The following is a 12,106-nucleotide window of genomic DNA, read 5'->3' as shown; positions in this document are numbered from 1 at the left end:
ATTTTATATTTTAGATGCCAATATATTAAATAATTTTCGTGCTACTTCCCTTTTGCTCATTTTATCCAAACTTATCTTATCTCCATTTTTAAATATTATGGTTACTTTATTATTATCTGAGGAAAATCCAGTATCCCTTCCTGTTATATCATTGGCAATTATGTAATCTAAGTTTTTATTTTTTAATTTTTTTTCAGCATTTTCAATCAAATCATTGCTTTCTGCCGCAAAACCCACTAAAATCTGATTACTTTTTAACTTTCCAAGTTCTTTTAGTATATCAACATCCTTAATCAGGGGAAGGGAAAGCTCATCTCCATCTTTTTTTATCTTCTTTCTGGAATAAACTTTAGGTTTATAATCGGAAACTGCCGCTGCTTTTATCACTATATCCTGCTTTTGAAATTTTTCAAGTACTGCGTTTAGCATTTCCTCATTTGTTCTCACTTTTATAAATTTCACTCCAAAAGGTGTATCTAAATTTGTAGGTCCGGACACAAGAGTCACCTCTGCACCTCTATCCCTCGCTTCTTCAGCTATTGAATACCCCATTTTACCAGAGGATCTATTTGTTATATACCTGACAGGATCTATATCCTCCATTGTGGGTCCAGCTGTCACCAATACCTTTTTCCCACTTAAATCCTTTATGTCATATAACATACTCTCAATTACCTGTACTATAAAATCCGTATTCTCAAGTTTACCTTCACCGCTGTCACCACAGGCCAACCTTCCCACGGCAGGTTTTATAAACTCATAACCAAATTTCATGAGTTTATTCATATTATCCTGTACAATAGGATTGTTATACATATTGGTGTTCATAGCAGGTGCAAAGATAACTGGAGCCTTTGCTGCCATGATTGTAGTAGTTAAAAGATCATCTGCTATGCCATTTGAAATCTTTCCTATTATATTGGCAGTGGCTGGAATAACCGCTATCAAATCCGCCTTTTTAGCAAGGGAGATATGCTGTATTTCCCAGGCCCTAGGTTCCTGAAACATATCAATATTTACAATATTCTGGCTCATGGTTTGAAAACTAAGAGGTGTTACAAACTCTGCCGCAGATTTTGTCATTATGACATTTACTTCAAAATCTTTTTTCTTTAATCTGCTTACAACATCCAATGCCTTGTAAACTGCTATACCTCCAGTTACTCCTATAATCACTGTTTTCCTATCATTTAACATTACTTGATACCTTCTTTTACAGTTTCATAAGTAATTAGCTCCTCATATATTTCATTAATAGCTATAGTAACAGGTTTTGTTGAATCTATGTTCACTAATGGTTCAGCTCCTTCAATCAATTGTCTTGATCTCTTGGCTGTTATAGTAACTAAAGTGTATCTATTGTCTACTTTTTTTAACAGATCTACAATAGATGGATTTATCATCGAGTTGTTCATATGTAATTCCCTCCTTAGGATCTAATATTTCATCTTTAACCCTATCTACTCTGCATTTTTCTGCCATAATTATACTCTCTATATTACTTACAGCATTATCTACAGTATCATTTATAACCATATAATTGTATTTTGATACATAATTTATTTCCTTATATGCTGAATTAAATCTAGTCATAAAGGATTCAGGTGTTTCACTGCCTCTATTTATAATTCTTTTTTTAAGTTCTTCCATGGAAGGAGGAAGTATGAATATAAATACCCCTTCAGGATAGGTTTCTTTCACCATTAAGGCTCCCTGAATGTCGATTTCAAGCACTACATCATTTCCCTCTTCTATAGCCTTTAGAACCTGAGACTTGGGAGTCCCATAATAGTTCCCATATACCTTTGCGTACTCTAGAAAATTATTATTTTTTATTTTATCCTTAAAATCCTCTTCAGTCAAAAAATAATAATTTACTCCATCTACTTCACCTTTTCGTGGGGATCTTGTAGTAGCTGAAATAGAAATCCAAAATTTGCTTTTTTCAATCAGAGCTTTACATACTGTACTTTTTCCTGTGCCAGAAGGCCCTGATATTACAATTAAAAGACCCTTTTTCCGCATTATTCCTCAACCTCACTGATTTCGTCTTCTTCATCTTTAGATGACAGTCTATGTGCCACAGTTTCAGGCTGAACTGCTGAAAGTATTACATGATCACTGTCTGTTATTATAACAGCTCTTGTTCTTCTCCCATAAGTGGCATCTATGAGCATTCCCCTGTCTCTTGCCTCTTGAATTATTCTCTTTATCGGTGCAGATTCCGGACTCACTATAGCTACCAATCTATTTGCTGAAACAATATTTCCAAAGCCTATATTTATTAACTTAATACCCATACATTTCCTCCTGTTTTACTCCACATTTTGTATCTGTTCTCTTATTTTTTCTATTTCGTTTTTTACATTTAATATCAGTTGAGTCACTTCCAAATTTGTTGATTTAGATGCAATAGTATTTGCCTCTCTATTCATCTCCTGCAATATAAAATCAAGCTTTCTTCCTACAGGTTCATCTACATCCAAAGTTTCCTTAAACTGAATTATATGACTATTTAGCCTTACAATTTCTTCATCAATACATGACTTATCCGCAAACAATGCAACTTCCATTGTCAATCTATTTTCATCTACAGGGCATTTTCCAAGTAAATCCTTTAATCTATTTGAAAGTTTTTCCCTGTATTCTTCTACTATCTTAAAAGATCTATTTTCTATATCATTCATTAAAGATTCAATATGGTCGCATTTTTGAATCATATTCCTCCTTAGCTTTTCTCCCTCTTTTTCCCTCATATTCACAAGCATAGAAACAGCATCGTTTAAAGCCTGTAATAAATATTTCCAAGTGTTTTCCAGATCATCCTCTTCCTTTTTTAACGTTATAACATCTGGGAATTTAGCAATTAAATCAAGAGATATGTCTGCCTTTATATTATATTTTTCTCTGATTTTATTTAGACACTCCACGTAGCTGTCCGCCAGCTTTTCATCCAGCACAGCCTTTGTAGTGTAATTGCCAAAATTCATCTGAGTTATAAACATATCCACTTTGCCTCTGTTTATTTTTTGTTGAATGACTTTTCTCATTCTATCTTCTAAAGGCATAAAGCTTTTTGGCATTTTGACATTTAAATCGCAATACCTGTGGTTTACGCTTTTTATTTCTACTGTAAAACTCTGTCCCTCACCTTCTACTGTACCCCTTCCAAAGCCCGTCATACTTTTAATCATTATAATTTCATCCTTCCATACAACCTTATAAGTCTACACTTAATTATACATAAATATCTATAATAATTTCAAGATAAATTTATCCCGTGGCCACCCCTTAGTTTTGTAAAGCAGAAATGATAAGCGCTGCCACATTCTTGGATAAGTTCTTCTAAGATTCGTTACGAAAAGCTTTCCTTATGAGAAAGCTCCACCGTATCCAATAACCACTTCATACTACAGGATTCGCAAATTCACACTAAAATTTTCTCTAAAACTCTAGTTTAAGACGATTATATCATAAAATACCTACAATAGACACATCTATAAAAATATTGTAAACTTATTTAAAAAACTCAAAGCTTCAGATAATTAAAATACAATTACCTGAAGCTCTAAATTTGAGAATATAATCTTAAAATAATAATACATGTTGGACTTAATCATAATAAGGTACATTTCAAAAATTTAAAGTATAATACATATTAAACCGCCATTACCTTCATTTATAATTTTTTGCAGTGTTTTTTGTATTTTAATCTGAATATCTTCCGGCATTTTATACAGCTTGTTTTGAAGTCCTTCTTTTACTAATACCTCCAGAGATTTGCCAAACATATTACTCTGCCATATTTTAGAAGGATCACTCTCAAATTGTTCCAGTAGTGATTTAACCATTTCTTCGCTTTCTCTTTCTGTACCCATAATAGGTGAAATTTCCGTTTGAATATCTGCTCTTATAAAATGCAGCGAAGGTGCACTGGCTTTTAATTTTACTCCAAACTTATTGCCCTGTTTCACAATTTCAGGTTCTTCCAATTTCATTTCAGAGAGCTGGGGTGCCACTAACCCATAGCCAGTATCCTTAACATCTTTTAATGCCCTTGAGACCTTGTCGTATTCTACTTTTGCGCTGTGCATTTCCTTAATTATGTTCAGCAAATCACTTTCACCCTGAATTTCTTTCTCGCAGACTTCACCTAATATTTTATAGTAAAGATCCTTTTTGGGTTTTAAATTAATGCTGGCAGTACCTTCCCCCATATTGATTTCTTTTACATCAGATTCTCCCACAAATTCTATATCTGAAAATCCTTCAACAGATCTTACTATATCTCTGACTTTATATACATTTCCACACATGTCTTTTACCAAATTTATAAAATCCAGTTTCAACCAATGAGATGGTTCCATTTTTTCTATCCACTCTGGTATATCAATATTTATTTCCTTAATTGGGAACTCCTTAAGTACCCTTTGAAATACATTTGTTATATCCTCTTCCTTCATATTAAGCACATCCATACACTGAACCGGTACATCGTATTTACTTTCCAATTCCTTTTTTAAATCCATAGTATCGGGCTCATAAGGATGTTGTGAATTTAGAATTACTATAAAGGGCTTATTTATTGATTTCAGCTCATTTACTACCCTTTCCTCTGCCTCAACATAATCTTCCCTATTTATATCAGTTATAGAACCATCTGTAGTTATCAAAAGTCCTATAGTAGAATGCTCATTTATTACCTTCTTAGTTCCAATTTCAGCAGCTTCCTCAAAAGGTATTTCATAATCATACCAAGGGGTGGTGACCATCTTAGCTTCTTCCCCCTCCATGTACCCTAATGCACTCTTAACTATATACCCGACACAATCAACCATTCTGACTTTAAATCTAGTGCTTTCATTTAAGCTTATTTCTATAGCTTCATTGGGAACAAATTTAGGTTCTGTAGTATGAATGGACTTTCCTGAAGAACTTTGAGGCAATTCATCTTTAGCCCTCTGCTTTTTATAAGAATTATCTATGTTGGGAAGTACCATTATTTCCATAAATTTCTTTATAAAAGTGGATTTTCCAGTTCTAACAGGTCCTACAACTCCCACATATATATCTCCCTGAGTTCTTTCTGCAATATCTTTGTATATATTAAAGTTTTCCAAAATATACCCTCCAATAATCTAATATTAACAGTATATATATATTTTCATAAGGCATATTTTATTACATATTATTTCACCTGCAGCTTAAATTAATTTCTAATATACTTCACTTTTCTTAGCTCTTGTCATCAGTTCATATACAATATATCTAGGATCCTTCCCCTTGAAAAGTATTTCATAAAGTGCCTCTGTTATAGGCATTTCTACATTTAACCTGCTTTTAAGCTCATAAAAGGCTTTGCAGGCCGCTATACCTTCAACTACCATATTGACTTCTTTAACAGCTTCTTCCATTGATTTACCCTGTCCTATAAGTATTCCAGCCCTTCTATTCCTACTGTGCATACTGGTACAGGTAACTATAAGATCTCCTATTCCTGAAAGGCCTGAAAATGTTTCCCTCTTACCCCCAAGTCTTTCTCCAATCCTCACTATTTCTGCAATTCCCCTGGTCATAAGGGCCGCCTTTGAATTATCTCCATAACCTATTCCATCTGAAATTCCCGATGCCAGTGCAATTATATTTTTAACAGCACCTCCAATTTCCACTCCCACTATATCCTTATTGGTATATACCCTAAATTTATTTGTCATAAACAGATTTTGAATTTTTTTACCACATTCTACATCTTTTGAGGATACAACTACTGTAGTAGGTATATCACGGGCCACTTCTTCTGCGTGGCTTGGTCCAGAAAGCACTGCCACTTTATTTTCAGGAAGTTCCTCCTCAATAACCTGAGAGAGCCTTTTACCGGTTTTTTCCTCTATTCCCTTAGCTATATTTACAATTATCTGATCTTTATTTATAAACTGCTTAAAGTTTTTACAAACCTCCCTTATTGCCTGGGATGGAACTGCCAAAACTAAAACCTGGCTCTTATTAATTACCTGTTCTGCATTTACAGATGCTTTTACGCCTTTGGGAATCAATACCTTATGAAGATATTTAATATTTTCTCTTTTTACATTTATATCCTGTACTATAGTATCTTTTCTATCCCACAGATTCACTTCAATTCCCTTTTTAGCAAGCATTATAGAAAGGGCGGTTCCAAAACTGCCCCCTCCTAAAAAAGACACGGATAAACACACGTTTAACCCTTCCTCTCTCTAAACTCAAATTTTATTCCAGTACCTGTAAAATCGAAACTATCCCTCAATTGGTTTTCTATATATCTTTCATAAGAAAAATGAATACAATTGGGGTCATTTACAAAAAACACAAAGGTAGGAGGTTTACTTCCTATTTGAGTAACGTAATATATTTTTAATCTTTTATTTCCAACAACTGGCGGTTCTTTCATCATAACTGCCCTGCTTATGATGTCGTTTAATACTCCAGTCTTTATTTTCTTACAATAATTTTCATAACACATCTTTACTGTTTCCAATACTTTATGTACTCTCTGCCCTGTCTTTGCAGATATAAACAGATAGGGAGCATAAGTCATAAACGAAAGACTTTTACCTATTTTATCCTTATAGGCATTTGTGGTCTTGGTATCTTTTTCCACCAAATCCCATTTATTGATTATAATCATAATGGACTTATTCAATTCATGTGCATATCCTATTATCTTTTCATCCTGTTCACTTATATCATGAGTGGCATCCAGTATGAGCACACACACATCTGCCCTTTCCACTGCTGTATAAGTCCTTATAACGCTGTATTTTTCCACTTCCTTTTTTACTTTGCTTTTTCTCCTGATGCCCGCTGTATCTATCAATAAAAATTTGCCTTCCTCTGTGTCAAGATAACTGTCTATAGCATCCCTTGTGGTTCCGGGAATTTCACTTACAATAACCCTTTCTTCTCCTAATAATTTATTCACAAGAGATGATTTTCCAACGTTGGGCTTTCCTATAAAAGCTATTTGTATATATTCATTGTCTTTATCTTCATTTCCATCATCGGGAAAATTTTCCACCACCTTATCCAGCATATCACCAAGTCCCAATCCCTGAGATGCTGAAATGGATATAGGATCTCCTATTCCCAGATTATAAAACTCATAAGTAGAAACTTCCTGTTTTACACTATCTATTTTATTTACCACCAGCACCACTGACTTTTTACTTTTTCTAATCATTTGAGCTACCTCTTTGTCAGAAGCAGTAAGTCCCTCTTTTCCATCTGCTATAAATATTATCACATCCGCAATCTCGACTGCCATTTGCGCCTGTCTTCTCATCTGAAGTGATATTATGTCATTATCTTCCGGTTCAATTCCCCCTGTATCAATTATGGTAAAATTATATTTTAACCACTCTGCCTGGGCATATACCCTATCCCTGGTAACTCCAGGCGTGTCTTCCACTATGGATATTCTCTTTCCGGCTAATTTATTAAACAATGTGGATTTTCCCACATTAGGCCTTCCCACTATAGCTACTATTGGTTTTCCCATTAATTACTTCACCTCACTATTTTCATTTATAATTTGTATTAGATCCTTACCCGTATAGTCACATACAAATATTTTCCTTTTTAAAATTTTCTCCAAATCCTCTAAGGTTACATCATCCAAAAATACCCTGTCTTTTGATTTCGAAGGTTCATATCCTTTTCTAAACACGCATTCTGGTATTATTATATACTTTCCCACCTTTTCATTTTGAAGTTGTTCTATTATATCTTTTGCTGTAATAAGTCCTGCTACAGTTATAGTATTACCAAAGAATTTATTTATTATCTTTTTTACGCCAATTACTAGGTTTGGATTCTTCTTTACTATTTTATCAGCAGCTTTTTTTATATCATCATACGCCAAGTCCCCTGTTAAAAAAGTAAAAGAACCCATCATATTCATTTTTAAATGCGCAATTTCCCTATCTATATTATCCCTAAAAAGTCTTATCATGCCCACACCATCTTCCAGCTGTTTATACCCCATGTAAAACTTGGAATCCGGGACTTTCATACATGAAATAAGATAAAACTCATCAGAAAGCCTTACAAAAGGAGATCCTGTTTCCACTATGTATTTATGTTGAAGTTCTTCTGCAACTTTCAATTGTTTTCCTGCAGAAATCCTATTATACTGCTTCAACTTAAAAAGGTCCTGTCTATATTTCGTAACTCCCACAGGTACTACGGCAACATTTTCAACACCAGGATACAACTTATATAAATCCTCCACAGTCTTCCGAAACTCCTCACCATCATTTACACCAGGACACAATACTATCTGGCAGCTTATTTTTATTCCATTTTGAGTAAGTTTTTTCAGTAAATCATATATATTTCCTGCAAATTTATTGTTGATCATCTTTATTCTCAGTTCAGGATTAGTGGTATGCACGGATACATTTATGGGGCTGATTTTATACTTAATTATCCTATCTATGTCCCTTTCAGTCATATTTGTAAGGGTTACAAAATTTCCCTGAAGAAAAGCTAATCTGGAATCATCATCCTTGAAATAAAGAGTTTTTCTCATTCCCTTGGGCAGTTGATCTATAAAGCAAAAAATGCAATTATTATGGCAACTTTTAGGTTTATCCAGAATCATCTCTTCAAACTCCACTCCAAGATCCTCATCATATTCCTTTTCTATTTCAAGCTCCCATACTTCTTTATTCCATTTTTCTATTTCTATTTTTACATATTCATCACTTATTAAAAATTTATAATCTATTATATCCTTAACTTCATTACCATTAATGGATAAAAGACAATCTCCTATTTCTATTCCCATTTCTTCTGCAATACTTCCAAGTTTCACTGCCCTAACTTTATTTTTCATTTATATAACTCCTATTTAAATTAAATATTTACTGCAACCCCTTAAAATAGCCCCAATAAAAATACAAGAATTCCTGAAATAGCGGCACAACTAGGTATGGTAAATATCCATGTTATAACTATGTCCTTGGCTACGGACCATCTTACTGCTGAAAATCTTCTAGCGGAACCAACTCCCATTATTGCTGTTGTTATTATATGAGTTGTACTAACGGGTGCATCAAACATAGTAGCTGTAAATATTACTGCTGAAGCTCCCATTTCTGCCGAAAAACCATTTACCGGTGTCATTTTAGCCATCTTAGACCCCATAGTCTTTATTATCTTTTTTCCTCCAAGACTTGTACCCAACGCCATGGATAGTGCACAGCATACCTTTACCCACAGGGGTACTGAAAATTTATCAAGGAATCCAGCACTTACCAGTGTCATAGTTATTACTCCCATAGTCTTTTGAGCATCATTTCCACCATGGTTTAAAGCTATCAACATAGCTGAAAATATTTGAGCCTTGGAAAAAATTTTTGTAACTGTACGTGGTCTGGTATTTCTCAATATCATGTTCATTATATTCATAAATACAAATCCTATTATAAATCCTATTATTGGTGATAATATTAGCCAGAGTATGACTTTCCAAAAAAGTCCCGACCAGTTGATTATTAGAAAAGAACTTTTATAAACAATAGCAGAGCCAACTAGCCCTCCTATAAGTGCATGAGAAGAACTGCTTGGTATTCCAAAATACCAGGTTATTAAATTCCAGATTATGGCTCCCATTAAGGCAGCTACGATTACACTTTGAGTAACATCATTTGGATTTACTATACCATTTCCAATTGTTTGGGCAACTTTTACACTCATAAAAGCCCCAACAAAGTTCAGAGAAGCTGACATTATAACAGCCTCTTTCATGGTCATCACTCTAGTGGATACACAACAGGCTATAGCATTGGCACTATCGTGAAAACCGTTTATAGTATCAAATATTATTGCAATTATAACTATTATTATGGTTAAAGTCAAGGCATTAAGCATTTTTCATTACTACTCCTTCAATAACATTTGCCAGATCCTCACAAGCATCCAATGTATTCTCAAGATACTGATATATTTCTCTCCATTTTATAACATCTATAACTTTCATATTTGATCTAAATATATCTCCAATAGCTTTTCTTGAAACCACATCTCCTTCCTCTTCTATTCTGTTTACGTCTATTATCATCCGTGGAAGTTTTTTACTTGTCTTCATATTTTTCAATTCTTCCATTATCACTATTATTTCCTCACAGCATTCAACTATCATATGACTCAAATTGGTAGCTTCTTCAGTACACTCATTTACGTTGAGCATAACAAACCTACTGGCAGTAGATTCTATAAAATCAATAATATCATCCATATCCTTGGCTATAACATATATGTCCTCTCTATCAAAGGGAGTAATAAATGTCTTATTCAACTGCTCTAATATTTCATGTTGTTTTCTATCTCCTTCATGCTCTACTTCCTTTATTTCTTTTAAGTTTTTTTCTGAGTTTTCCAAGTTGTCCAGAAAATTCAGCAGCAATTTTGAAGCCTTGTAAGCAATATTCGCCGTTTGAACAAAAAATTCATAAAATTTGTCTTCTTTTGGAGTAAAAGTAAACATCATATACCTCCTAATTATTGAAAATATTCGTTTTCGACCTAATAAAGTATAACATAAAAAAAACAAAAATTAAATAAAAAAAAAGTCCTAAGTATTGTATACTTAGGACTTAAAAATCCCATATATTTGCTTTATTCGTTCAAATCTTTCTGTTCTCCCGTAACCAGATATATTGTTCCTTCACATATATTTGTGACACGATCTGCTATTCTCTCAAGATACTTGCAAACAAACATCAACTGGATCATCTGGTTTGCTTTACTTTTATCTTTTTCTGTAATTTTAACCATGTCGTTAATTACATTTTTAAATAGTCTATCTATTTCATCATCCATTTTACAAGCTTCATAAGCTTTATCCAAATCCCTGTGCACATATGAATCCAGTGCCATCTTTATCATTTTATCGATTATATCCGACATTTCAGGTATATCTATTAATCTTTTTGCATATTTTTCATTCTTTAGTCTTAAAGTTATTTTAGCTATATCCACCGCATGATCTGCCATTCTCTCAAGATCCATTATAAGTTTGGAATTTGTAAATATTGTTCTTAAATCTATGGCAAGGGGCTGTTCTTTTGCAGTGACCTTTATACATTTATCTTCTATTTTCCTTTGCAAATCATCTACCAAATCATCATTCTTTATAGTTTGGAGAGCTAACTCTTCATCTTGATTTACCAGTGATTCTATACATTGGTGAATTTGTTTTTCAACTATACTTCCCATCCTAAGCACATCATTATGAATTTCTTTTAATGCATAATCAAATGCTTTTCTTGTCATAACCTGTCACCTCTTTTAAATTATTAATAAATTCTATCCAAACCTTCCTGTAATGTAATCCTCTGTTCTCTGATCCTTTGGTTTATAGAAAATATTTTCAGTTTTATCATCTTCAACAATTTCACCATTTAAAAAGAAAGCAGTATAATCAGATATTCTTCCTGCCTGCTGCATATTATGTGTCACTATTATTATAGTATATTTCTTCTTTAATATATCCATAAGTTCCTCTATTTTAAGAGTAGATATAGGATCAAGTGCAGATGTAGGTTCATCCATTAAAAGCACATCCGGTTCAACTGCAAGGGTTCTGGCTATGCAGAGCCTCTGCTGCTGCCCTCCTGAAAGTCCTAATGCATTTCTGTTTAATCTATCTTTAACTTCATCCCATATAGCTGCACCTTTTAAACTATTTTCCACCAGCCCATCTAATTCATTTTTATTTTTTATGCCATGTATTCTAGGACCATATGCTACGTTGTCATATATGGACATGGGAAAGGGATTAGGACTTTGAAATACCATTCCAATTCTCTTCCTCAAATCTATCACATCATAATCACTGTATATATCCCTATTTTCAAATAGTACTTTTCCTTCAATTCTAACTGAATCTATTAAATCGTTCATTCTATTTAAAGTTCTCAAAAATGTGGATTTTCCGCATCCGGAAGGTCCTATCAGCGCTGTAACTGAATTTTTTTCAACATTTAAATTCACTTTCTTAAGAGCTTGAACAGTCCCGTAATACAAATCAAGATTCACAGTCTGCATTATATACATTAGTTCTCCT

Annotated in this window: 13 protein-coding genes; all 13 read right to left on the bottom strand. The window is 33.4% G+C overall.

Annotation, left to right across the window (positions count from 1 at the left end):
* Positions 1-3: 3 nt before the first annotated feature.
* Complete coding sequence (gene coaBC, locus AB8U03_RS04955; protein WP_369703445.1) at positions 4-1,197, bottom strand: bifunctional phosphopantothenoylcysteine decarboxylase/phosphopantothenate--cysteine ligase CoaBC; 1,194 nt, start codon at positions 1,195-1,197, stop codon at positions 4-6.
* The gene (rpoZ, locus tag AB8U03_RS04950; protein WP_369703444.1) at positions 1,197-1,415 is read right to left on the bottom strand and encodes a DNA-directed RNA polymerase subunit omega; all 219 of its coding nucleotides are present in this window, start codon (positions 1,413-1,415) and stop codon (positions 1,197-1,199) included. Before rpoZ ends, coaBC begins: the two co-directional genes overlap by 1 nt.
* Positions 1,357-2,025: a guanylate kinase gene (gmk, locus tag AB8U03_RS04945; RefSeq protein ID WP_369703443.1), complete on the bottom strand. Its 669-nt coding sequence runs from the start codon at positions 2,023-2,025 to the stop codon at positions 1,357-1,359. The genes rpoZ and gmk overlap by 59 nt, the downstream gene beginning before the upstream one ends.
* Entirely contained in the window at positions 2,025-2,300 is a 276-nt protein-coding gene (gene remA, locus AB8U03_RS04940; protein ID WP_369703442.1) for an extracellular matrix/biofilm regulator RemA, read from the bottom strand. The genes gmk and remA overlap by 1 nt, the downstream gene beginning before the upstream one ends.
* Before the next feature lie 15 nt (positions 2,301-2,315).
* Positions 2,316-3,194, bottom strand: coding sequence for a YicC/YloC family endoribonuclease (locus tag AB8U03_RS04935; RefSeq protein WP_369703441.1), 879 nt, complete (start codon positions 3,192-3,194; stop codon positions 2,316-2,318).
* Positions 3,195-3,641: 447 nt separating this feature from the next.
* On the bottom strand, positions 3,642-5,120 hold the full coding sequence (gene spoIVA / locus AB8U03_RS04930) for a stage IV sporulation protein A (RefSeq protein WP_369703440.1): 1,479 nt from the start codon (positions 5,118-5,120) through the stop codon (positions 3,642-3,644).
* Positions 5,121-5,216: 96 nt separating this feature from the next.
* The gene (locus AB8U03_RS04925) at positions 5,217-6,215 is read right to left on the bottom strand and encodes an NAD(P)H-dependent glycerol-3-phosphate dehydrogenase (RefSeq protein WP_369703439.1); all 999 of its coding nucleotides are present in this window, start codon (positions 6,213-6,215) and stop codon (positions 5,217-5,219) included.
* Positions 6,216-6,217: 2 nt separating this feature from the next.
* The gene (der, locus tag AB8U03_RS04920) at positions 6,218-7,534 is read right to left on the bottom strand and encodes a ribosome biogenesis GTPase Der (protein ID WP_369703438.1); all 1,317 of its coding nucleotides are present in this window, start codon (positions 7,532-7,534) and stop codon (positions 6,218-6,220) included.
* Between the two features lie 3 nt (positions 7,535-7,537).
* Positions 7,538-8,872, bottom strand: coding sequence for a DUF512 domain-containing protein (locus tag AB8U03_RS04915; RefSeq protein WP_369703437.1), 1,335 nt, complete (start codon positions 8,870-8,872; stop codon positions 7,538-7,540).
* A 41-nt stretch (positions 8,873-8,913) separates the two neighbouring features.
* Entirely contained in the window at positions 8,914-9,909 is a 996-nt protein-coding gene (locus AB8U03_RS04910; RefSeq protein WP_369703436.1) for an inorganic phosphate transporter, read from the bottom strand.
* On the bottom strand, positions 9,902-10,525 hold the full coding sequence (locus AB8U03_RS04905) for a DUF47 domain-containing protein (protein ID WP_369703435.1): 624 nt from the start codon (positions 10,523-10,525) through the stop codon (positions 9,902-9,904). Before AB8U03_RS04905 ends, AB8U03_RS04910 begins: the two co-directional genes overlap by 8 nt.
* A 131-nt stretch (positions 10,526-10,656) precedes the next feature.
* Positions 10,657-11,313, bottom strand: a complete 657-nt coding sequence (gene phoU / locus AB8U03_RS04900) for a phosphate signaling complex protein PhoU (RefSeq protein ID WP_369703434.1) — start codon at positions 11,311-11,313, stop codon at positions 10,657-10,659.
* Between the two features lie 33 nt (positions 11,314-11,346).
* Positions 11,347-12,096, bottom strand: coding sequence for a phosphate ABC transporter ATP-binding protein PstB (gene pstB / locus AB8U03_RS04895; RefSeq protein WP_369703433.1), 750 nt, complete (start codon positions 12,094-12,096; stop codon positions 11,347-11,349).
* Between the last annotated feature and the right edge of the window lie 10 nt (positions 12,097-12,106).

Source organism: Clostridium moutaii (assembly GCF_041205085.1).
Taxonomy (GTDB): domain Bacteria; phylum Bacillota; class Clostridia; order Clostridiales; family Clostridiaceae; genus Clostridium_B; species Clostridium_B moutaii.
This window is presented reverse-complemented; position numbering and strand designations above follow the sequence as displayed.